This is a genomic window from Streptomyces sp. NPDC059740, assembly GCF_042733155.1.
GTDB lineage: Bacteria > Actinomycetota > Actinomycetes > Streptomycetales > Streptomycetaceae > Streptomyces.
Genome location: NZ_JBHWGP010000005.1, coordinates 251,064 through 273,793, shown reverse-complemented (window position 1 = coordinate 273,793; position 22,730 = coordinate 251,064). Strand labels below are relative to the sequence as shown.

Genomic DNA, 22,730 nt, shown 5'->3' with positions numbered 1-22,730 from the left:
CCGTGATCCGCCCTGGTCCGGAAGGAATTCCATGACTGAGAACCACGACGCCATCATCGCCGACCCCAAGGCCGAGGAAACGCCGGGAGGTTGCCCCGTCACGCACACCGCCCGGGCCCCGCACCCGACGCAGGGCGGCGGCAACCGCCAGTGGTGGCCGGAGCGGCTCAACCTGAAGATCCTCGCCAAGAACCAGCCGGTGGCCAACCCGCTGGGCGAGGACTTCGACTACGCCGAGGCGTTCAAGAGGCTCGACCTGCCCGCCGTCAAGCGCGACATCGCCGAGGTCCTGACCACCTCGCAGGAGTGGTGGCCCGCGGACTTCGGCCACTACGGCCCGCTGATCATCCGCATGGCCTGGCACAGCGCCGGCACCTACCGCATCAGCGACGGCCGCGGTGGCGCGGGCGCCGGGCAGCAGCGGTTCGCCCCGCTCAACAGCTGGCCGGACAACGTCAACCTCGACAAGGCGCGCCGCCTGCTGTGGCCGGTCAAGAAGAAGTACGGCCAGAGCCTGTCCTGGGCCGACCTGCTGATCCTCTCGGGGAACGTGGCCCTGGAGTCCATGGGCCTGGAGACCTTCGGCTTCGCCGGTGGCCGTGAGGACGTCTGGGAGCCCGAGGACGACGTCTACTGGGGCCCCGAGACCACCTGGCTCGGCGACGAGCGCTACACCGGCGACCGCGACCTGGAGGAGCCGCTCGGCGCCGTCCAGATGGGGCTCATCTACGTCAACCCCGAAGGCCCCAACGGCAACCCCGACCCGCTGGCCTCCGCCCGCGACATCCGGGAGACCTTCCGGCGCATGGCGATGAACGACGAGGAGACCGTCGCCCTCATCGCCGGCGGCCACACCTTCGGCAAGACCCACGGCGCGGGCCCGGCCGACCACGTCGGTGACGACCCCGAGGCCGCCGGCCTGGAGGAGATGGGCCTGGGCTGGCGCAACACCTTCGGAACCGGCAAGGGGGCCGACGCCATCACCTCCGGCCTCGAGGTGACCTGGACCAGCAACCCCACCCGCTGGGACAACGGCTTCTTCGACAACCTCTTCGGCTACGAGTGGGAGCTGACGAAGAGCCCGGCCGGAGCCCACCAGTGGAAGCCGAAGGACGGTGCGGGCGAGGGCACCGTGCCGCACGCCCACGACGCCACGAAGAAGATCGCCCCGACGATGCTGACGGCCGACCTGGCGCTGCGCTTCGACCCGGTCTACGAGCCGATCGCCCGCCGCTTCCACGAGAACCCCGCGGAGTTCGCCGACGCCTTCGCCCGCGCCTGGTACAAGCTGACCCACCGCGACATGGGGCCCAAGTCCCTCTACCTCGGCCCGGAGGTGCCGGCCGAGACGCTGCTGTGGCAGGACCCGCTGCCGGAGGCCGAGGGCGAGGCGATCACCGCTGAGGACGTCACCGCCCTCAAGGACGAGATCCTCAACTCGGGTCTGAGCGTCTCCGACCTCGTCTTCACCGCCTGGGCGTCGGCCTCGACGTACCGCGGCAGCGACAAGCGGGGCGGTGCCAACGGCGCCCGGGTGCGCCTGGAGCCGCAGCGCGGCTGGGAGGCCAACGACCCGGAGCGCCTCGCCTCGGTCCTGGAGGTGCTGGAGTCCGTGCAGCGGCGGTTCAACGCCGGCACCCGCAAGGTGTCCCTCGCCGACCTGATCGTCCTCGGTGGCACCGCCGCGGTCGAGAAGGCCGCCCGGGACGCCGGCCACACCGTGGAGGCACCCTTCACCCCGGGCCGTGTCGACGCGACCGAGGAGCACACGGACGCGGAGTCCTTCGCCGCGCTGGAGCCTTCCTCCGACGGCTTCCGCAACTACGTGGGCAAGGGCAACCGCCTCCCGGCGGAGTACCTGCTCATCGACCGGGCCAACCTGCTGACTCTCAGCGCCCCCGAGATGACCGTCCTGGTCGGCGGCCTGCGGGTGCTCGGCGCCACCACGGGGCAGTCGACGGCCGGTGTGCTCACCGCCACCCCCGGCGTGCTGACCAACGACTTCTTCGTCAACCTGCTCGACCTGGACACGACGTGGCGTCCCACTGCCGGTGAGGCGGGCTCCTACGAGGCGGTCGACGCCTCCGGCGAGGTCGTCTGGACCGGCACCCGGGCCGACCTGGTCTTCGGCTCCAACTCCGAGCTGCGTGCGCTCGCCGAGGTCTACGCGAGCGATGACGCGAAGGAGAAGTTCGTGCGCGACTTCGTCGCCGCATGGACCAAGGTGATGGAGCTGGACCGCTTCGACATCGCCTGATCAGCCACCCGGCAGACCGACGGCCCGGCCCCCACCGACCTGGTGCGGGCCGGGCCGCCGGCGTGAGAGGACCCGGGAAGGCTGCCGCCGGCAGCAGCGCCCCGAGGCCGCCGGCTGACCGGGGTGCCGGGGGCCCGTCGGGCCGGGGCCCGGACTCCGTGGCGCCGCGGCGCTGCTGCGGCTGCCCCCCCGCCTCGCGCCCATTGCGGCTCGTCCCGTCCAAGGCGTACGTTGTTCCCCCCGTGGGCCCGGGAGCCCGAAGGGCACCGCGAACACGCCGGTGCGGGCACTTCCGGGTGCCCTGCGAACTCGCCGTACTCCCGCCCTGGTCCCAGTGCCTCGCCTCATCCGCCGCCCGCCCTACCTGCCGCGTCGAGCCGCGCGGGGCCACCACTGCGGGCTCCGGCGCGGAGTACCGCGAGGAGGAGTTCGATGACCTCGGAACCGTCGTACGCACACGGCACGAGCACCCTGCCCCTCCTCGGCGACACCATCGGTGCCGCCCTCGACCGGACGGTCGCCGCCCACCCCGACCGCGAGGCGCTGGTGGACATGGGCTCCGGACGCCGGTGGACCTACGCCGAGTTCGGGGCCACGGTCGACGTGGTGGCCCGTGGGCTCCTCGCCGAGGGCATCGGCAGGGGCGACCGGGTGGGCATCTGGGCGGTGAACTGCCCCGAATGGGTGCTCGTGCAGTTCGCGACGGCCCGCATCGGCGCCATCCTGGTGAACGTCAACCCCGCCTACCGCGCGCACGAGCTGGAGTTCGTCCTGCAGCAGGCGGGCGTCTCGCTGCTCGTCGCCTCGCTGTCCCACAAGGGCAGCGACTACCGGGCACTGGTGGACCAGGTCCGCGACCGATGCCCCGACCTGGGCCGAACCGTGTACATCGGTGACCCTTCCTGGGACGCGCTGGTGGCCGGTGCGGAATCGGTGCCCGCCGACCGACCGGCCGCGCTCCAGGCAGGCCTGGACTGCGACGACCCGGTGAACATCCAGTACACCTCGGGCACCACCGGCTTCCCGAAGGGCGCCACCCTCTCCCACCACAACATCCTCAACAACGGTCACTGGGTGGGCCGGACCGTCGGCTACACGGAACGGGACCGGATCTGCCTGCCGGTGCCCCTCTACCACTGCTTCGGCATGGTGATGGGCAGCCTGGCAGCCGTCTCCCACGGTGCCTGCATCGTCCTCCCGGCGCCGTCCTTCGACCCCAGAGCCACGCTGGAGGCCGTGCGCCAGGAGCGGTGCACCTCGCTCTACGGCGTCCCGACCATGTTCATCGCGGAGCTGAACCTCCCCGACTTCGCCGCGTTCGACCTCTCCTCCCTCCGCACCGGCATCATGGCCGGCTCCCCCTGCCCCGTGGAGGTGATGAAGCGGGTGGTCGCCGAGATGCACATGGATCAGGTCTCCATCTGCTACGGCATGACCGAGACGTCCCCGGTCTCCCTGCAGACCCGGATGGACGACGACCTGGAACACCGAACCGCCACGGTCGGCCGGGTCCTGCCGCACGTCGAGGTGAAGGTCGTCGACCCGGCGACCGGCGTCACCCTGCCCCGCGGCACCGCCGGTGAACTGCGCACCCGCGGCTACAGCGTGATGCTCGGCTACTGGGACCAGCCGGAGCGGACCGCCGAGGTGATCGACGCGGGCCGCTGGATGCACACCGGGGACCTCGCGGTGATGCGTGAGGACGGGTACGTCGAGATCGTCGGCCGCATCAAGGACGTGATCATCCGGGGCGGGGAGAACGTCTACCCGCGAGAGGTCGAGGAGTTCCTGCACGGGCACCCGAGGATCGCGGACGTACAGGTCGTCGGCGCGCGGCACGAACGGTACGGCGAGGAGGTCCTGGCCTGCGTCGTCCCGGTGGACCCGGCCGACCCGCCCACCCTCACGGAACTGCGTGCCTGGTGCGCCCAGCGGCTGGCGCACTACAAGGTGCCCAGCAGGCTCCAGGTCCTCGACTCCTTCCCGATGACCGTGTCCGGCAAGGTGCGCAAGGTCGAACTGCGGGAGCGGTACGGCTCCTGAAGCACCACCCGGGGGCGCGACCGTGCCGCCGAGGGCCGGTGGAAGCGGGTCCGTGCCGCCGCGGGCGCCGCGTCTGGCGAGCCGGTCCGAGGGCGGTCCCGCCACCAGGGCGGTCGGAACCCCCGCTGCAGTGCGGTCGGTTGACCGCCACGCGATGACGGGTGCGTGCACGTCACCGGCCACCCGGGCCCGCCGGACCGTCGTCCACCGGTGGGCCGGCCGGCTCCACTTTCGACCAGGTTCCGCGCACCGGGCCGTGGCCGGTGGTGGAACGCCGGGCCCGGAGAAGCTCCGAAGAGTTGACTGCTCTCGCTACGGGCGGCGGATGACCGGCGTATTTTCCGGCACATAGTGTTCCGGTTGCCGCTGGGATGCCACTGGCAATCCCCCTGGCGTCTTCGACCGGATTGGGGTCCGCAGCATGACAACTCTCGATGCAGATGTGCTCGGTATAGGTTTCGGTCCTTCCAACATCGCGCTCGCCATCGCCCTGGAGGAGATCTACCCGGACATGAAGGCCCTCTTCCTGGAGGGCCAGGGTACGGCGGCCTGGCAGCCCGGAATGTTGTTGAGCGGCTCGGACATCCAGCACCACCCGGTGCGCGACCTGGTCTCCCCGCGCAATCCGCGAAGCCACTACAGCTTCATCAACCACCTGCACGAGGAAGAGCGGCTGTTCGAGTTCCTCAACCTGAACGTCCCCTTCCCGTTGCGCAAGGACTACGCGCGGTACGTGAAATGGGCGGCCCGGCAGTTCGACGACCAGGTGAAGTACGCGAGCAGGGCGGCAGACGTCGCGCTCCTGCCGGGCGGCGGCGTCGAGGTGACCTGCGTCGACGGGCAACGTTACCGGGCCCGTTCGCTGGTGGTCGCCACCGGGCGCCCCGCCTACTTCCCGCCGGCCCTCAAAGCACTCGACGACAGCCGGGTGTTCCACTACACGCAGTACCTGGAGCGGGTGGACGAGATAGCGGCCGTGCCCGGTGCCCGGATCGCCGTCGTGGGCGGCAGCCAGGGAGCCGCGGAAATCTGCCTGGACGCGGCACAGCGTTTCCCGCAGAGCCCCATCAAGAACATCGTCCGGGGTTTCGGGTACCGGCAGAAGGACCTGAGCCCGTTCAACGGGGAGGTCTTCTTCCCCGACTTCGTCGACTACTACTACCAGGCCCCGCAGAACTCGAAGTCGGCGCTGGACCGCCAGCTCCGGTACACGAACTACTCGGCGGCGGACATCGACGTCCTCACGGCCTACCACACCAAGCTGTACGAGCAGCGGCTGGACGGCGAGTACCAGATCCAGCTGATCCGCAACACGGACATCGTGAGCGCCGAGAGCTCGAAGAGCAGCATCTCACTGGAGCTGTTCGAGCAGCACGTGGGGGACAGGGGCTCGCTGGAGGCCGACTTCGTCATAGTCGCCACCGGATTCGTCGACCTGACGGACGAGCACGGGGAGAACTTCCTTCCCCGCGTGCTCTCACCCGTGCAGCACCTCGTCGAGCGCACGCCGTTGCGGCACGCGAGCATCGGCCGCGACTACCGCATCCAGGCCGGTGCCGGCCAGGAACTGCCGCCCATCTACCTCAACGGGCTGTGCGAGACCACCCACGGGCTGGGCGACGCCGGCTCCTTCAGCCTGGTGTCCCTGCGCGCCGCCGCCATCGCGGACAGCCTGAGCAAGGCACTCGCATCCTGAGGCGTACTCCCGCGCCCGCGACATCCCTCGTCGAGAGGAAGGGAAAAGCATGCACATCCACAGCTGGGCAGCACAGGACCTGAAGTTCGAGCCGGCCTACAACGTGCAGGCGCAGCGCCTGCCGCGCTTCGACGGAGCGGGGGAGCCGTACGAGGGCGGTGCCTGGGTCGTCGTCCCGCCGCACACCACGATGAGCGAGCACGTCAATCCCGACGGGGAGTCCGAACTGTTCTACGTCATCTCCGGTTCCGGGGAGATGGAGGTGGCGGGGGAGCGGAAGCGGGTGAAGTTCGGCGACACCATCTTCATTCCGCCCCACGACAAGCACCTGCTGGTCAACGACGCGGACGAGCCGTTCGTCTTCCTCTCGCTGTGGTGGGGCGGGAAGCCCTGAGCTGCGCGGCGCACCAAGCCTTCTGAGAAAAGTCGCAGTCTCCCCGGTGGAAGCCGACGTGCCCCGCACGTCACAGAGAACAAGGAGAATCCCATGCCACAGCCGGCGTACGACGGAGATCTCAGCTCGTTCCACGACCTTCTCCGGCCGGACATCATCTCGGACCCCTACCCCGTGTACGACACGGTCCGCGAACGCGAACCGGTCTGGTGGAACGAGCACCTCGGGTCCTGGCTGCTGCTCGCCCATGACGACGTGCTGGAGGCCCTGAACCACCCGGAGAAGCTCTCCTCCGACCGCACCTCGGCCTTTCTCGGACACCTCAGCGAGAGCGAGGAGGCCCGTTTCAAGGAATGGGCCGACATGCGCCGCAGGATGATGCTCTACAACGACCCGCCCCGTCACACCCGGCTGCGCCGCCCCGTCCAGCGGGGAATGAGCTTCAAGCTCTCCCAGCAGATGCGCCCCAAGATCCAACGGGTCGTGGACGACCTGGTCGACGGCGTCATCGAGCGCGGCGAGTGCGACGGTATCCAGGACCTCGGTTACCACCTGCCGGTCATCCTGAACTCCGAACTCATCGGTATCCCGCCCGCAGACCGGAACAAGGTCAAGCTCTGGACCGCGGACTTCGTCAAGGCGATCAACGCGGGCGGCGCCAACGTCCCGGTCGAGGACCTGGAGTGCGGACAGAACGCCATCCTCGCCATGCGGGAGTACTTCACCGACCTCGCCGCCGCCAAGCTGGCCGACCCCCAGGAGGACCTGCTCTCCTCCCTGGTCCAGCGGGACGAGAACCCCCTGGAGGGCGACGACCTCGTCGCCACCTGCATCGTGGTGATGTTCGCCGGCCTGGAGACCGCCCTCAACCTCGTCGGGAACGGTCTGCTGGCCCTGCTGCGCAACCCCGACCAGATGGCCCTGCTGCGCGCGCAGCCCGAGCTGATGCCCTCGGCCGTCGAGGAGATCCTGCGGTTCGACGGCCCCCTGCACCTGGTGGGCCGGATGGCCACCGAGGACATGACGATCCGGGGCTACGAGATCAGCAAGGGCGACAAGGTGCTGGTGATGCTCGGCGCGGCCAACCGCGACGCCGCCGCCTTCGAGAACCCGCACAAGCTGGACATCACCCGGGCCGACAACCGGCACATGTCCTTCAGCCACGGCATCCACTACTGCCCCGGCGCCGAGATCTCCCGCATCATGGGCGAGCTCTCCTTCGCCACCATCCTGAACCGCATGGGCGACCTGCGGCTGGGCGCCGGGGAACTCAAGTGGCAGCCCAACCTCTCCTTCCGCGGGCTGCAGACCCTGCCGCTGGAGTTCACCCCCGGCCCGCGAAAGGGCGCGTGATGCCCCGCACCGCGGACGTAGCCGTCATCGGGGACGGAGTGGTCGGCGCGAGCATCGCCTACCACCTGGCAGCGGCGGGCGCGCGGGTAGCACTGCTCGGCCGCGAGGGCGGCCTCCGGGACAGCGCCACCCACCGGTCAGCCGGCCAGGTGCGCATGCACCACAGCGACCCCCACGACGCGCGACTGGCCGCGCTCGGCCTGGAGACCTTCCGGAACTGGCCGGAGATCGTCGGCGGCGACTGCGGCTTCCGGCAGACCGGCTTCGCCTTCCTCGTCGGGGAGGAGCACGTCGGCGAACTCAGCCGCACCGTCGCGGAACTGAAGGGACTCGGTGTCGAGACCACCGTCCTGACCCCTGAGGAGCTCGCCGACGAGCAGCCGGCGCTGGACCTCGACGGCGTGGCCGCAGTGGCCTACGAGCCGTACAGCGGACACGCGGACCCGGTCCGTACGGTGCGGGCCCTGACCGAACGGGCACGTGCACTGGGCACCGAGGTGCTCACCGGTCCCGGCGGCGCCCGGCTGCTGAAGAACGGCGAGAGGTACACCGGCGCCGCCGTCGGCGGGGACGTGGTCAGCGCCGGGCACGTCGTGATCGCGGCCGGCGCCGGCTCGGCCCCGCTCTGCACGGAGGCGGGCGTCGCTCTCGGCGGCCCCGGCGAGGACGGCACGCCCCCGGTGCACTCCCAGGAGGTCGGCTGGGCGCTGGCGAGGACCTCGGCGATCCCCGGCGCCGCGTCCCTCTGCATGGTCATCGACGACCTGGCCGGGACCTACTTCCGCCCCGACGGCCCCGACCGGGTGCTCTTCCGCATACCTCTCGGCAGCGGCCCGCCGTCGGGTAACACCGAAATCTCGCCCGACTCGTCCGAGGTCGCCGCAGGACGGGCACTGGCCGCGCCCCGCCTGCGGGGCCTGGCCACCGCGGAGGTCACCACGGCCGCCCGCGCCGCCGAGGCCTACACCGCGGACGGCCGTGCGCTCATCGGCCCGTCGACCCGGCACCCGGGCCTCTACTTCGCCACGGGATTCAACGGCGGCGGGTTCAAGGCCGCCCCGGCCGTGGGCCTCGCCGTCGCCGCGGAACTGCTCTCCGAAGCCGTACGGCCCGAGCTCGAACCGTACCGACCGGACAGGTTCACCGCCGGGCAGCCCGCTCCGACCGTCCGGCGCTACCGGAATATGTAAGGCAACCGACATGACTCGACTGTTCCGCCGGCCCGCGAAGAGGGCGAAGTCCGGGGAGGAGGGGAAAGGGGGGCAGCCCGTGCGCCGCGCCGTGCGCTCAGCACTGCACCGCGCCCGGGAGGACATCCAGGTCGTCTGCGACAAGGACCCGGCCGTCACGAACCCGCTCGAAGTCCTGCTCTACCCCCATGTGCACGCCCTGTGGCTGTACCGCGCCGCACACTCCCTCTACATCCGCGACCACCGCATCGCCGCCCGCGCCATCACCATGGCAGGACGCTTCATCTCGGGCGGCATCGACATCCACCCCGGAGCCCGGATCGGCCGGCGGCTGTTCATCGACCACGGTTGCGGGGTCGTCATCGGCGAGACCGTGTGCATCGGCGACGACGTCATGCTCTACCACCTGGTGACCCTCGGCTCGGTCGGCTGGTGGTACGACGCGACCCGGGCACCGGGCGCCAAACGCCACCCGACGCTCGGCGACGGCGTGGTGGTGGGTACCGGGGCGTGCGTGCTGGGGCCGGTCGACATCGGCGCCGACAGCGTGATCGGAGCCAAGTCGGTGGTGATGGCCTCGTTGCCCCACAAGTCCCGCGTCCGCCCGGGCCAGATCGTCAACCGGCCGTCCAAAGGCGACGGCCAGGACAGGCCGGTGCCCACAGCAACCCCCCGTCCCCTTCGCGTGGCCGACCAGCGCAGCGCCGAGTAGCTCCGCACCGCGTCCGCACTCTTCCACCGGAAAGGACCGCGTACCCATGCCCAAAAGGGTTCTGATCACCTGCGCTCCGCCGAACCCCAACGGTGACCTCCACCTGGGTCACCTCTCCGGCCCCTTCATGGGAGCCGACGTACTGCGCAAGTACCTGGTGGCACGCGACGTCCCCGTGAGCTACGTGGCCTACACCGACGACCACTCCTGCTACATCCCGCGCCGCGGAAGCGAGTTGGGCTGGGACGCCCACACGACGGCCTTCCGCTACACCCGGCGCATCGAGCACAGCCTGTCCCTGGCCGACATGCTCCCCGACTACTACGAGCACCCCCACCGCGAGCCCCGGCACGACGCGCTGGTGCAGGAGCACTTCCTGCGCCTCTGGGAGAGCGGGGTCATCACCGAGCAGGAGATGCCCACCCCCTACTGCCCCACCTGTGACGAGTTCGTCTACGAGGCGTACATCCGCGGCAACTGCCGCTTCTGCGCGGCCCCGAGCGACGGGACCTACTGCGAGGAGTGCGGCCTGGCGCAGGAACCCGGAGGCGTGGTCGAGGGCCGCTGCTTCACCTGCGGCGGACAGCCGGAGACCCGCACCGCGGTGCGGCTGGTGGTGCCGCTCGCTCCCTTCACCGAGCGGCTGACCGAGCTCTTCGAGAAGAGCCCCTGGCGGCAGCGGGTGCTCGACTTCTGCACGGGGCTGCTCGCGCGGGAACTCCCCGTGGTACCGGTCAGCCGGGTCGCCGACTACGGGATCCCGGTGCCGCTGGACGAGTGGAAGGGGCACATCCTCGACACCTGGTTCAGCGGCATCTTCGGCTACATGGCCGCGACCGCGGCACACGACGCGGCCCTCGGCCACCCCGACCGGTGGCGCGAGACGTGGCGTGACCCCGAGACCGAACTGGTGCACTTCATCGGCTTTGACTGCAGCTTCTCGCACGCGGTGCTCTGGCCGTCGCTGCTGCTCGGACTGGGGGAGTACATCACACCCAGGTACGTGATCAGCAACGAGTTCTACACGCTGGAGGGCGACAAGTTCTCCACTAGCCGAGGCCACGCGATCTGGGGTTCCGACTTCCTGCGCGAGGCCCCCGCGGACGCGGTCCGGTTCCACCTGTGCCTGACCGCGCCGGAGGAGACCAAGTCGGACTTCCGGATGTCCGACTTCGACCGGACGGTGAACACCCTGCTGGTCGAGGAGTGGGAGGGGTGGGCCGCCTCCGTCGTCGGACTCCTGGCGAAGGAGCACGGTTCGGTCGTTCCGGAGACCGACCGCGCGACCTGGCCGGCCGCCGTCCGCGCCCTCGCGGAACAGCTCCCCGGTGACCTGGCCGGCCACCTGGAACCGGCGACCTTCTCGCTGCGCGGCGCCGCGGCCCGGCTGCGCGAGGCGGTGCGGACCGCGGCCGAGGACCTCCGGCGGTGGCAGGAGTCGCCCGCCGACCGGGCCGAGGCGTCAGCCGTCCTCGCGGCCCACGTCGAGCTGCTCGGCGTCCTCGCGGCGGTGTCGGGGCCCATCATGCCCACCTGGTCCCGCCGCACCTGGCAGCAACTGGGCCGGGTGCCCGGCTTCGACGGTGTCCCCTGGCCGCACCAGGACCAGGCGGTGGTCCCGGCCGGGACGCAGATCGTCCCCGAGTACCGGCGCATGTTCCAGCCCCGCTGATGGACGGCGAGCCCGCACGGTCCGGCCTGCGCCTGGCGGTGAACGTCCTGGGCGTCGGAGCGCTGTTCCTGCCCTGGACGGCGCAGGCCGTCCAGGGCAGGGCGGCGTTGTGGGGCTGGGGCTACCACCTCGTGGCGGGGGCCCTGCTGGTCGCAGCCCTGTCCGCCACCTCCCGGGCCCCCGGCGCCACGGCGGGAGCCGTCTCGCTGACAGACGGCGTGCTCGGCCGGGTGCCGGGCCGGGCGGTCCGCGGCTTCTACGTCCTGGGCATCACGGCCGGGCAGGTCGTGGTCGCCCTGGTGGCGGCCGGATTCCTCGGCCAGGCACTGGCACCGGCCCTGATCCGTGCGGCGGCGCACGGGTCGCCCGGCGCGAACGGAGTCCTCGGCGCGGTGGCGGCCGGAGTGCTGGTGCCGGCCGTGGTGCTGGCCCGGGCGGACCGCAAGGTGGCCGAAGGCCGGGTGTTCGCCGCCGTCCTCGTGCTCCTCGCCCTGGCGCTGCTGACGGGGATGCGAGCGGTGCCGGGCCCGACGGCCGGCCCCGCGGTGACGCCGACCGGTATCGCCGGGGCGACGGCCCTCCAGTTCTTCGTGGTCGTCGGCTGGGAGGCGACCTGCCGCCTCGCGCCGACCAGGGGCGGTCACCGGTGGCGGGGACCGCTGGGCGGGGTGGCCGCGGTCGGCATCCTCTACGGCGCGGCCCTGTGGGCCGCCGCCTCCTCGGCCACGGTCCCGGCGGTCGCCGGCCTCGCCCTGCCGAACCTGTCCACGAGCGCGGCGGGCCGCGTCGTCGCCGCAGGTATGGGCGTCGTCACCGCGTACTTCTGCATGCGCAACGTCCGAACCGCCGCGCGGCTGGCGGCCGACCTGTCCGGCCGCGGCGCGTCCGCCCCACGGGCGGTCGCCACCGCGGCCCTGGCCGTGGGCGGCGCGGCCCTGGCCGGAGTGGCACTGGTGCAAGGGGGGCTGCTGACGGCCACCGACGCGCTCTCGGTGCCCAACGCCATGGCCTGGGCCGTCTTCCTCACGGCCGCGCTCGCGGCCGTCGTCGCCGGGGAAGGACGGGGTCGCTACCTGGGCGCGGCGGCCGTGGTCCTCTACCTGCCGCTCCTGCCGTTCCTCGGCCCGGCGGTGCTCCTGCCCGTGGCGGTACTGGCGGCAGCCGCCCTGCTGGGTCCGGTCCGCCCACGGAGCAGCGGGCGCGTCCCGCCGTGACCCTCCGCCGACCGCGCCCGACCACCACGTCCCCCGACACCGAGAAGCTGAGCCGTTGACGAAGGGAACATCATGCCATTGCTCTCCCGCGGCGCGTTCGAGCACTTCGAGGCCACACCGAGCGGCCCGGCAGCCGACGAGTACGGGCTGACGGGCAAGCAGCCCTTCACCGTGCTGCGCGAGGTCACCCGCGGGCTGCAGCCGGTGCCCCTGACCTTCGCCGTCTCCGCCGAGCAGCGGGGTATCGAGCTCACCAGGCTCGTCCTGACCGGGGGCAGCCGCGTCATGCTGCGCCGGGTGGCCGACGCCTCGACCCCGCTGCACGTCCTGTGCTGGTCCTGGGACCTCAGCGGTGAGCCGCCACTGGTGCATCCCGCGCCGGAGGACGACCTGACGCGCTGGCAGGTCCCGCTGAGCGGCGAGGAACGCCGCCTGGACAAGGCACCCCTGCAACTCGTGCCGCCCCGCCGGGTCGTCGGCTGCCAGTCGGTACGTGTCATCCTGTGGCAGTCCGACCGCGGCGCGGACCCTGCCGCCGTCACCGACGACGTACGGGAGGCACTGCGGCACAGCCGGCTCGCCAGCACGCTGGCGACGCTCTCCCCGGACGCCCGGGGAACCATGATGACGGCCGTCGGAGTCCGGGAGGCGGCAGGCGAGCTGGGCCGGGAGATCGCGCCCGTGCTCCGCGCCCTGTGCACCGACTACGTCGACTTCTTCGAAGGCTTCTACCCCGTCGTCGACGACGCCGTCCGCGCGGACCGCTTCGCGGGCTTCCACAGCGAGCTGTCCCTGCGGATGTGACCACTACGTATACGAGGAGACCGGTCCCCTTGCCCGAGTTGCCCGAGCAGCCTGCGTTCCACGAGTTCGAGACCATCAGGAAGGAGGGGGAGGCGACCGGCAGACGCTATGTGGAGTTCCTCCGGGTGCCGACGATGAGCGCCGGGGTCTACGCACTGCCTGCCGACGGCACCGACCCGCAACAGCCGCACGCCGAGGACGAGTTGTACATCGTCATCGCGGGACGCGCGACTGTCCGGGTGGGTGGGGAGAGCCGCCCGGTCGGGCCGGGATCGATCGTGTACGTACCGGCTGAGATGCCGCACCGATTCACCGACATCACCGAGGACCTGCAGGTCGCGGTGGTCTTCTCACCCCCGGAGAGCCGTCCGACGGGCAGCCCGTCATGACCTGGCGAACCCTCGGCGCCGCCTCCTCCACAGCGCTTCACTTCTTACTCCTCTCACCCCTCAGGAGCTTGCTGTGACCATCATCCAGCCGAATTTGAGCGTCTTCGAGACCCTTGAGTCGGAGGTGCGCAGCTACTGCCGCGGCTGGCCGGTCGTCTTCGACCGGGCGCAGGGCAGCCGGATGTTCGACGAGGAGGGCCACGCCTACCTCGACTTCTTCTCCGGGGCGGGGTCGCTGAACTACGGCCACAACAACCCGGTTCTCAAGCGGGCGTTGCTGAACTACCTGGAACGGGACGGGGTCACGCACGGCCTGGACATGTCCACCACCGCCAAGCGGGCCTTCCTGGAGACGTTCCACTCCCTCGTGCTGCGCCCGCGTGACCTGCCGTACAAGGTGATGTTCCCGGGACCGACCGGCACCAACGCCGTGGAGGCGGCGCTGAAGCTGGCCCGCAAGGTCAAGGGGCGCGAGTCGATCGTCTCCTTCACCAACGCCTTCCACGGCATGTCCCTGGGTTCGCTGGCGGTGTCCGGCAACGCCTTCAAGCGGGCGGGCGCCGGCATCCCGCTGGTGCACGGCACCCCGATGCCCTTCGACCACTACCTGGACGGGCACACCCCCGACTTCTTCTGGTTCGAGCGCCTCCTGGAGGACCAGGGGTCGGGGCTGAACCGGCCCGCCGCGGTCATCGTGGAGACCGTCCAGGGGGAGGGCGGCGTCAACGTCGCCCGTGCCGAGTGGCTGCGTGGCCTGGCCGACCTGTGCGAGCGCCGGGACATGCTGCTGATCGTCGACGACATCCAGATGGGCTGCGGCCGCACCGGCGCCTTCTTCTCCTTCGAGGAAGCGGGCATCGTCCCGGACATCGTCACCGTCTCCAAGTCCATCAGCGGCTACGGCCTTCCCATGGCCCTGACCCTCTTCAAGCCGGAGCTGGACCTCTGGGAGCCCGGCGAGCACAACGGCACCTTCCGCGGCAACAACCCCGCCTTCGTCACCGCCACAGCGGCCCTCAACTCCTACTGGGCCGACGGGCAGCTGGAGAAGCAGACGGTCGAACGCGGCGAAGTGGTCCGCTCGCATCTGGAGGCCGTCACGGCGAAGCACCCACGCCCCGAGGCGACCGCGTACCGCGGCAGGGGCCTGGTCTGGGGCCTGCAGTTCGCCGACCCGGGTCTCGCCGGCCGGGTCGCCAAACGCGCCTTCGAGCTGGGCCTGCTGGTCGAGACCTCGGGGGCCCGGGACGAGGTCGTCAAGCTGATGCCCGCCCTGACGATCGCCCCGGACGAACTCGACGACGGCCTGCGCATCCTGGCCCGTGCCGTCCGCGACTGCGGCTGACCGAAGCGCAGACCACGACGCGGCCGGCAGGGCGGTCGTGCTCCCGGCCCGGACCGGGGTGCGCGACCGCCCTCAGCGGTGCCGCTCGCGGTACGCCCTGGTCTTCATGCGGTTCCCGCACAGATCGGCAGCGCACCAGCGGCCCCTGCCGGGCCTGGACCGGTCGTAGAAGACCCACCGGCAGTCGGCCGCCTCGCACATCTTCAGGCGGTTCCACGTGCCCGCCGCGACCGCCTCGCAGACCATCAGTGCGATGCGGTCCAGCGCTCCCTGCGCGCCCGCCGCCACGGGGAGAAGAGCCGGGGCCCGGCCGGGGTACGTAGTGAGCCGGAGCGTCATCGGTACCTCCTCGCCGGGGACGAGCGGCCCCTGCTCCGGAGCGGGGCCTGCCTCCGCCGCCTGGGCCGTCAGCGATCGTTGCGCGAGGGCGCCACGCAACTGGCCCCGCAACCGGTGGGCATGGCGCAGGTCGGCCTCCGTCGCGTCGGTGCCGGCCGCCAGCAGTTCCCGCTCCCGCAGCCAGCCCGTCAGCGCCCGCGCCGTGGGCAGGTGTTCGCCACCCTGGTGCACGGTGCCGTGGTCGGTGAAAGAGCGCAGGTCGATGCTGTTGAGGAAGGCGTGCAGCGGCTCGATCTCGGAGGGCAAGGGCATCCATGTGCTCCCCTCAGGCGGTTGATCGCCGGCGACACCTGTCAAAGCCCATAATAGGTGTTGACGCCGGGTTGTCGGCCCCCTACGGTCTGCTGGTACGGAACGCCGGAGGTAAGCCCGATGTCAGAGCAGACGTTACGTCGCAGCATCACGGTCACGCAGGGCGTAGCGCTCTACGTGGGCGCCATCGTGGGCGCGGGTGTGCTTCTGCTGCCGGCGCTCAGCGCCACCAGAGCGGGCCCCGCCGCCATCACGGCCTGGATCTTCGACGCGGTGCTCGGCATCCCCCTGGCGCTCACGCTCGCCGCACTCGCCAGCCGCTACCCCAACGCCGGGGGCGTGGCCACCTTCGTGACCCAGGCGTTCGGCTCCGCGGCCGGGACCGTGATCGGGTGGTTCTACTTCATCGCCGCGGCCACAGCCCAGACCCTGGTCGCACTCACCGGCGCCTACTACGCCTCCTCCTACCTCGGTCTGTCCAGGGCCGCCACCTTCCTGCTCGCGGGGCTGATCCTCGTCGTCGCCACGGTGGCCAACCTGCGGGGAATCAAGGTCAGCGGCCGTCTTCAGCTCGCCTTCGCCGGGACCGTGGCGGTGCTGCTGTTCCTGGCGCTGCTGGTCTCCGTCCCCCGCTTCAGCGCGGCGAACTGGACGCCCTTCGCACCGCACGGCATGGGCGAAGTGGGCAGCGTGGCCGTGGTGATCTTCTTCGCCTTCTTCGGCTGGGAGGCGATCACCCATCTCGCCGAGGAGTTCCGCGACCCGGCACGGGACGTGCCGCGCTCCACCATGATCAGCGTGGGCGTCATCACCCTGCTCTACGTCGGCGTCGTCGTCGCGACGATCAGCACCAGGACCTACGGCAGCGACGCGGTCAACCGCACCGTCATCGCCCGCCTGCTGGCGAACGGGTTCGGTGGTCCGGCCGGCACCCTGACCGCCGTCATCGCCCTGCTCATCTCGCTGGGCACGGCGAACGCGTTCGTCGCCGCCACCTCACGGCTGGGCTATGCGCTCGCCCGCGACAAGGCCTTTCCCGCACCGCTGGCCCGCCTGAGCACGCGCGGCGTCCCGGCCGTGTCCGTCCTGGTCGTCGGCGGCTACGCCACGCTGGGCGTCGTCGTCGGCTACTTCGCGCAGTGGGGGCCGGAGACGCTGCTGGTCGTCCCGAACTCCCTGGTCATCATGACGTTCCTCGCCGCCATGGCGGCCGGGGTGCGGCTGTTGCACGGCCGGGCGCGGGTCCTGGCGGCCATCGGTACCGTCCTGTGCCTGGTGCTCATCCCGTTCAGCGGCGTGGTGGTCGTCATCCCCGTACTGATCGCCGTGCTCGCTCTGCTCTACCGCAGGTGGACCAGGAGCCGTGGCAGAAGCGAGGGCGAGGAGGGACTGCGGGAGACGCCGGCCGGGGAGCCCCCGGCGGGGCCCCACCTGGTGTGCGGGGGGGCGCCCCCACCCCTCCCTCCCTTTGTCGGCCCGGCGCGGCCCTAACGCCTGGGGCCCCCCCGGGGCCGGCCCGGGGCTCCCCCCGCGCCGGACTCCGAGTGCGCCGGTTCCGCCACCAACGGCCTGCCCGGGCGGGCATATTGCAAGGACCCCTAAGGGTTGGCGCCCGTCGGGATCCCGCGGTCCTGCTTGACCTCTTTCATGATCAGGTGGGAGCTGAACTGCGCGACACCGGGAAGGTGGCAGAGCACTTCGCTGTAGAACCGCTCGTAGGCCGGTACGTCGCGGACCGCCACCCGGAGCAGGTAGTCCGGGTCCCCGAAGAGCCGGTTCGCCTCGATCACCTGGGGAATCCGGGCCACCTCCCGCTCGAAGCGCTCGGCGTGGGCCCGGTCCTCGCGTTGCATCACCAGTGTGACGAACGCCTGTAACTCGCATCCCAGCGTACGGTGGTCCAGAAGCGCCCGGTACCCGCGGATCACCCCCGTCGCCTCCAACTGCCGCACGCGCCGCAGACACGGGGACGCCGTCAGGCCCACCCGGGTGGCCAGCTCTGCATTGGTCACACGGGCGTCCTGTTGGAGCTCGTGCAGGATTCTGCGGTCGATCTGGTCCATGCCGCAACATCCTGCTCGCCGAGCACGAGCAGGGCAAGAGATCGCAATCGCCTGCCAGCCGGATCTTGCTAGCGTTCATTACCATCATGGGTCACTCGAGTGTCCGGCGCGATAATGCGCCGGTCGGTGCTCGAAGGAAGCCCACAGGCCACAGGCCCCTGCCTTCCGGGGTGTTCGTACGGACACACAGGAGATGGTGACGTGAGTGATCGGGGCCTGCCCGGCTCGTGCAGGGCGGACGACTCCTGTGCCTGCCGGTGGAGCGATCCGGGCAAATGTCGCATCAAGCTGCATCCAAGGCGACGTTGATCGCTGCTGTGGGTTCGCAAGGATTGGCGCCAACCTTTCATGGGCAAGACTGATTCATCGCGACTGGGGAGCCGCGCATGTCGATTCGGGGAACCGGCCATGTCTCACGCGTAGGAAAGCGCGATGTCAATCGCATCGTCATTCTGGATCAGAGCGAACTCACCAGGGCGGGTTTCGCATCCCTGATTTCCGGAGAGTTGGGCATCCGGGCGGACACGGCGGATTTCTCCCGTATGGGAGTGGAAGCCCTTGTTCGTCAGGCGGATCCGGACCTCGTCATCATCGTCGGTGACGACCGTGTGATGGAAAGGGTTGAACGAGTGGTGCCCATCGCTGTTCCGGCTCCCATTGTCGCTTTCGCCGACGCCTGGAGCCGGGAAGACGCAGTGGGCGCCCTGCGTCTTGGAGTGCGGGGCCTGGGAGTGAAGTCGCAGAGCAAGGACACCATCATCGCAGCGATTCACACCGTTGCGGCCGGCGGGACGTATCTCGCCCCCAGCGTGGCGGAGCGACTGATACAGCCCATGCTCTACAGAATGGCGTTACCGGACGTGGAGAAGATCGCCAAGATATCCACGCTGACCGAACAGGAGCGCCGCGTACTGACGTTGCTGGCCAACGGTATGACGACGGCGGACATCTCCGGAAAACTTACCGTCAGCGCGGCCACCGTGAAATCTCATATCTCCCACATCCTGCACAAACTCGAACTACAGGACCGGGTGCAGGCCGTGGTGTTCGCCTACAAATCAGGCTTCGTGGTGGAAGAGGCCTGCCTCGCCGGCCCGCAGTTCCGGTAGGTCGCCGACCGCCGGGCCGCGCCGGTCACCGGGACATCTGCGCGATGTGGGAGGGCACTCGCACATCGGAGGGCAGGGCAGGGTCCGGTACCGGCGCGCCCCGCACGACGGACATCGGCACCACCCCGGCCCACAGCCCCAGTGCGGCATCCGGTGTGTCGGCGTCGTCCGGGGGACCGGTGCGCACCTTCACCGAGGCCTCGTCCAGGCCGAGCGCCAGCACAGTGGTCGCGGCCAGTTCCTTGCGATTCGGTTGGCGCGCGTATTCCCATTGTCCGGGGGCGCACTGCTCCGTCAGCGTGCGCAGCCCCGTGAGCTTCTCCTCGGGGTCCTCCACCACGCGGGGGATGCCGTAGATCATGGCGCTGCGGTAGTTGATGCTCTGCTCGAACATGGAGCGGGCGAGCACGACGCCGTCGACGTGGGTGACGGTTACGCACACCGTGGAGGCAGGTGCTTGCACAAGACTGCGGGAAGCGACCGACCCGTGCAGATAAAGGGTGTCCCCGAGTACGCCGTAAGCCGTGGGAAGGACCATGGGAGCGTCGTCCACGACCACGCCCACATGGCATACGAAACCGGCGGCAAGGACCGAGTCCAGGTCGGCACGGGACGTACGCGCCTTTTCCCGGGCCCGGCGAAGTCGAGTCCGTTCGGTGGGTACCAGTTCCGCGGCTGCGGAAGGTTTTTCGGGCTGTTTCACGGCAGTTCTCCCATCACCGGAACGGACCTCGTCCCCATCCCGCCAGTCGCATGATCGTCGGAAATCCTAGCGCACCACGGATATGGCAAGAAGGAGTTCGGCCAAATTGCCGTCAACTCCTCGTGCCTCAACTCCTCGTGTCGGCGCCCCGGCAACGGCGCCCCATTCCGCTCCCTGGCGTGCCACCGCCGGCAGCCCGCCCGCAAGCACGGGCTTCGCGGGCGGCACCGCCGGCAGACTGTCCGGGTACGGCCTCCGCTCTCGGAGTGCGCGGGGCGGGCGGGGAACGTCAGGTGGTGGCCACCAGCAGGTCCTCTCCGCTGGAGGGGCGAAGGCCGTCGGTCCGGTCGGCGAAGTACTGCTCCGCCAGCGCCGTCCCCGAGACGTGCCGGACGTCCGCGAAGCCGGCGGCGCGGGCCAGTGCCAGCATCTCCGCCGGGGTGTAGAAGCTGACGAACGGCGTCCCGGATGCCTGCGCCCGGGGTTTGGTCGCCTCCAGCGCAGGGCGGTCGGCGTCCTCGACGAGTTCGGCCGGCAGCATGAACGTCATGGCGAGTGTCGAGCCGGGCGCCAGACGGGCGAGTCGACGCAGGGACGCCGCGGTGGCTTCCTTGCTGAGGTACAAGGAGACGCCGGTGGAGACGACGACCGCCGGCCGGCCGGGATCGAAGCCGGCGTGGCACAGCTCCTCCCACCAGTCCCCGCCCGCCTCGAAGTCGACCGGCACCAGGCACAGCCAGTCGGGGATCCCGTAGCCGAGCTCGATCAGACGCCGCCGCTTCCAGACCTGGGTGCCCCTCTGGTCGATCTCGAAGACCCGCAGGCGGGAGGCGAACTCCGGTCTGCGCTGGGCGAAGGTGTCGAGACCGGCCCCCAGCAGGACGTACTGGGTGACGCCGTGCGCGACCCGTTCGGTGACCATCTCCTCGACGCAGCGAGCGCGGGACACGATGGCGGCGCGGAAGCCCCTGGTGGCGAGCGGGTCCATGTCCGGGCGGCGGCGCCATCCGTCCTCGGGCGCCACCAGCCGCAGCCCGACCTCGTCCTCGAACACGTGGGGTGGCGCGTCGACCTGCACGTGCAGCGCCCGCCAGAGGGCGACCCGCACCGCGGTACTGTCCGGCTCCTCGTGCTGCTCGTCCGTCACGGTGTTCTCCACGTCCGCGGGCCGTTGCCGGCCGGGCTGGTCAGGCAGTGCACTGCTCGGCCTCTTCGTCACTCACGGCGCAAACGCCGGCAAGCGGCCGCTGAACCCGGGGCGGATCGTCGTGCCCGTCTTCGGGGCCTCGGGCACCGTCTGGATCATGTAACGCGCACGGGAACCTGTCGCGCAGTGAGTGCCGGCCGTATCAGGTCCCAAAGGTGCTCGGGGCTGCGGAGGGGGCCAGGCATCCCTTTGGGAGTACGCAGCGAAATCTCCAGACCGGCCAGCAGGCTGGTCACGAGTGCAGCGATGGTCTCCACGTCGGCATCTGTGTCCAGATCCCCCAGCGCAGCGGCTAGTTGCAGTTGGTCTCGCAGCGCGGGCAGCCAGGTTTTGATCCACTCGTCCCCTTTGCCCTTGCGCTCCCTGGAGAGGCGCGCCGCAGCGCGCACAGCGCTTTCCTTCTTGAGCAGGTTCGCGACGGCGAGCAGGACGTTGCGTGCGCGGTGCAGAGGTGCACCATCTTCCTCCACGGCGCGCTCGACCGCTTCCCGCATCAAGGATGCGGCCCTCTCGTGGACGGCGTCGACGAGCAGTTCCTTCGCCCGGAAGTGGAAGGTGAGGGCCCCCATGGAGACGCCGGTGGAGTTGCTGATGTTGTTCAGTGATGCGCCGTTGAAACCGTGACGGTCGAACTCCTTCGCTGCCGCAGTCACCAGCTTCCGCCTCGTAGCGCGCGCCCGGTCTTGCACGTCCTCCCCCTACTTGGGTGCGTGTCCTGCTCCGTGACTGCCGCGGAACGTGGCATGTCGTCGCCCCGGCCCAGGGGGCGTGAGCACCTGTGTCGGAAATAATAATCAGTTCGCTATTTTTAGACTACCCCGAGACTGATCTTGGGCCCAGGGATGCTTCGTCTGCAGGCGGGAGGGGGTGGTTCGAGGGAGCTTGTGCCGGCTGGCTGGGGTTCAGGTGTTTTGTGAAGCACATGGATGTCTGTCGGCGTCAACTCGGCGGGTGACACCTGGGACGTGGTTGGTCGGTGCCACCGCCCTCCGCGCCCTCGGCGAACGGGTGCGGTGACGGGGTGGGGACCTGGTGGGGGACCGTCAAGCGAGACCGTCCGTGGCTCCGCTTTCTCCGGGCGACGACTGATGCGGGTGGTGCGACTTGCCCCCAGGCGCTGAGGCCGGTCGGCCTCGCTCCTCCGCAAAGGACAGCCGTGCGATGACCTCAGGCCTGGCAAGCGCCGGCAGCAAGCATCGCCAGGTCTCCTCCATGCGGTTGGGCAAGTCGCGCATCTGGGACTCCATGTTCGCGTGCAGCTGCGCGCCGGTGGCGGCGTTGACGATCAAACGGGCCATGGCCTGAAGATCGACCTCTTCCCGCACGTCGCTCTGGGCTTTGGCCGCGTCGAAAGCGGCAGATATCACCTCGGTCCATTGCGCGTGCGAGTTGTCCCGCATTTCGAGGAACTGATCTTGGTCTGCCACAAGTCGTGCACCTGCCAGCACGACGGGATTGTCCAGCATCATCCAGGCCCAGGTGAGAGTGATGTCGATGGCACGTTGCAGACCAGTGGCGGGCAGGGGTGGTGTGACGGTGTCCGGCTGGCCGCGGACGATCGCGCGGGCCAGCTCATGCTTGCCGTCCGGGAAGTGGAAGTAGAGCGCTCCGAGCGTCACTTCCGCGTTCCTGGCGATCTTGGAGACGGTGGCTCCGGCGAACCCTGACTTGGCGAACTCGTGTGCCGCCCCAGTTATCAGTGCGGCGCGAGTCCTGATGGCCCGCTCTTGCTTGATGACCCTGCCAGTCATGAATCTCCCGAGCTTCAACTTGAGAAAAAAGTGGTTTTTATGTAGGACGTGGACATGGTAGGCGTTGGAGGGCGTGATTGCACGAGGCTCTTGCTGGCTCACGCTCGTCTCGTGCCGGCTTGCCCCAGGTGGGCCTCGGGCTGACGCGTCCAGGCTGTCGTCGTGTGCGCTGTGACC

Annotated in this window: 20 protein-coding genes; 14 read left to right on the top strand and 6 right to left on the bottom strand. The window is 70.1% G+C overall.

Features of this window, described 5'->3' with window-relative positions:
• The first annotated feature begins 31 nt into the window (after positions 1-31).
• The 12 genes from katG to ectB all read left to right on the top strand — a co-directional run bounded on the left by katG (position 32) and on the right by ectB (position 15,069).
• Entirely contained in the window at positions 32-2,257 is a 2,226-nt protein-coding gene (gene katG / locus ACFV3R_RS09520) for a catalase/peroxidase HPI (RefSeq protein ID WP_385578191.1), read from the top strand.
• 432 nt (positions 2,258-2,689) lie between these two features.
• Positions 2,690-4,300, top strand: coding sequence for an AMP-binding protein (locus ACFV3R_RS09515; protein ID WP_385578188.1), 1,611 nt, complete (start codon positions 2,690-2,692; stop codon positions 4,298-4,300).
• Between the two features lie 421 nt (positions 4,301-4,721).
• Entirely contained in the window at positions 4,722-5,996 is a 1,275-nt protein-coding gene (locus tag ACFV3R_RS09510; RefSeq protein ID WP_385578185.1) for a SidA/IucD/PvdA family monooxygenase, read from the top strand.
• Between the two features lie 49 nt (positions 5,997-6,045).
• Positions 6,046-6,390: a cupin domain-containing protein gene (locus tag ACFV3R_RS09505; RefSeq protein ID WP_385578182.1), complete on the top strand. Its 345-nt coding sequence runs from the start codon at positions 6,046-6,048 to the stop codon at positions 6,388-6,390.
• A gap of 93 nt (positions 6,391-6,483) precedes the next feature.
• The gene (locus ACFV3R_RS09500; RefSeq protein WP_385578180.1) at positions 6,484-7,743 is read left to right on the top strand and encodes a cytochrome P450; all 1,260 of its coding nucleotides are present in this window, start codon (positions 6,484-6,486) and stop codon (positions 7,741-7,743) included.
• Positions 7,743-8,933: an NAD(P)/FAD-dependent oxidoreductase gene (locus tag ACFV3R_RS09495; RefSeq protein ID WP_385578177.1), complete on the top strand. Its 1,191-nt coding sequence runs from the start codon at positions 7,743-7,745 to the stop codon at positions 8,931-8,933. The genes ACFV3R_RS09500 and ACFV3R_RS09495 overlap by 1 nt, the downstream gene beginning before the upstream one ends.
• Positions 8,934-8,943: 10 nt before the next feature.
• Entirely contained in the window at positions 8,944-9,645 is a 702-nt protein-coding gene (gene epsC / locus ACFV3R_RS09490; RefSeq protein WP_385578175.1) for a serine O-acetyltransferase EpsC, read from the top strand.
• 46 nt (positions 9,646-9,691) lie between these two features.
• Complete coding sequence (locus ACFV3R_RS09485) at positions 9,692-11,317, top strand: class I tRNA ligase family protein (RefSeq protein ID WP_385578172.1); 1,626 nt, start codon at positions 9,692-9,694, stop codon at positions 11,315-11,317.
• The gene (locus ACFV3R_RS09480) at positions 11,317-12,531 is read left to right on the top strand and encodes a hypothetical protein (protein WP_385578169.1); all 1,215 of its coding nucleotides are present in this window, start codon (positions 11,317-11,319) and stop codon (positions 12,529-12,531) included. The genes ACFV3R_RS09485 and ACFV3R_RS09480 overlap by 1 nt, the downstream gene beginning before the upstream one ends.
• A gap of 72 nt (positions 12,532-12,603) precedes the next feature.
• Positions 12,604-13,335: a hypothetical protein gene (locus tag ACFV3R_RS09475; RefSeq protein ID WP_385578167.1), complete on the top strand. Its 732-nt coding sequence runs from the start codon at positions 12,604-12,606 to the stop codon at positions 13,333-13,335.
• A 74-nt stretch (positions 13,336-13,409) separates the two neighbouring features.
• On the top strand, positions 13,410-13,724 hold the full coding sequence (locus ACFV3R_RS09470) for a cupin domain-containing protein (protein WP_385578290.1): 315 nt from the start codon (positions 13,410-13,412) through the stop codon (positions 13,722-13,724).
• A gap of 73 nt (positions 13,725-13,797) precedes the next feature.
• The gene (ectB, locus tag ACFV3R_RS09465; RefSeq protein ID WP_385578164.1) at positions 13,798-15,069 is read left to right on the top strand and encodes a diaminobutyrate--2-oxoglutarate transaminase; all 1,272 of its coding nucleotides are present in this window, start codon (positions 13,798-13,800) and stop codon (positions 15,067-15,069) included.
• 72 nt (positions 15,070-15,141) lie between these two features.
• On the opposite strand, the gene ACFV3R_RS09460 is transcribed toward ectB, so the two are convergent.
• Positions 15,142-15,720: a CGNR zinc finger domain-containing protein gene (locus ACFV3R_RS09460; RefSeq protein WP_385578161.1), complete on the bottom strand. Its 579-nt coding sequence runs from the start codon at positions 15,718-15,720 to the stop codon at positions 15,142-15,144.
• A gap of 120 nt (positions 15,721-15,840) precedes the next feature.
• On the opposite strand from ACFV3R_RS09460, the gene ACFV3R_RS09455 reads away from it, so the two are divergent.
• Positions 15,841-17,211 (top strand): APC family permease, encoded by a 1,371-nt coding sequence (locus ACFV3R_RS09455; RefSeq protein ID WP_385578158.1) that lies wholly within the window; start codon positions 15,841-15,843, stop codon positions 17,209-17,211.
• Between the two features lie 107 nt (positions 17,212-17,318).
• Here ACFV3R_RS09455 and ACFV3R_RS09450 read toward each other — a convergent pair whose 3' ends face one another.
• The gene (locus tag ACFV3R_RS09450) at positions 17,319-17,783 is read right to left on the bottom strand and encodes an Lrp/AsnC family transcriptional regulator (RefSeq protein WP_385578155.1); all 465 of its coding nucleotides are present in this window, start codon (positions 17,781-17,783) and stop codon (positions 17,319-17,321) included.
• A gap of 386 nt (positions 17,784-18,169) precedes the next feature.
• Between ACFV3R_RS09450 and ACFV3R_RS09445 the strand changes: the two genes are divergently transcribed.
• A complete protein-coding gene (locus ACFV3R_RS09445) occupies positions 18,170-18,892 on the top strand; it encodes a LuxR C-terminal-related transcriptional regulator (protein ID WP_385578152.1) in 723 nt (240 codons plus the stop codon).
• Between the two features lie 25 nt (positions 18,893-18,917).
• Here ACFV3R_RS09445 and ACFV3R_RS09440 read toward each other — a convergent pair whose 3' ends face one another.
• From ACFV3R_RS09440 to ACFV3R_RS09425, 4 genes are all read right to left on the bottom strand, one after another.
• Entirely contained in the window at positions 18,918-19,559 is a 642-nt protein-coding gene (locus ACFV3R_RS09440; RefSeq protein ID WP_385578287.1) for a pyridoxamine 5'-phosphate oxidase family protein, read from the bottom strand.
• A gap of 325 nt (positions 19,560-19,884) precedes the next feature.
• On the bottom strand, positions 19,885-20,742 hold the full coding sequence (locus ACFV3R_RS09435; protein WP_385578149.1) for a class I SAM-dependent methyltransferase: 858 nt from the start codon (positions 20,740-20,742) through the stop codon (positions 19,885-19,887).
• 155 nt (positions 20,743-20,897) lie between these two features.
• Positions 20,898-21,455, bottom strand: coding sequence for a TetR family transcriptional regulator (locus ACFV3R_RS09430; RefSeq protein ID WP_385578146.1), 558 nt, complete (start codon positions 21,453-21,455; stop codon positions 20,898-20,900).
• A 390-nt stretch (positions 21,456-21,845) separates the two neighbouring features.
• Positions 21,846-22,655 (bottom strand): ScbR family autoregulator-binding transcription factor, encoded by an 810-nt coding sequence (locus ACFV3R_RS09425; protein WP_385578144.1) that lies wholly within the window; start codon positions 22,653-22,655, stop codon positions 21,846-21,848.
• Positions 22,656-22,730 lie beyond the last annotated feature (75 nt).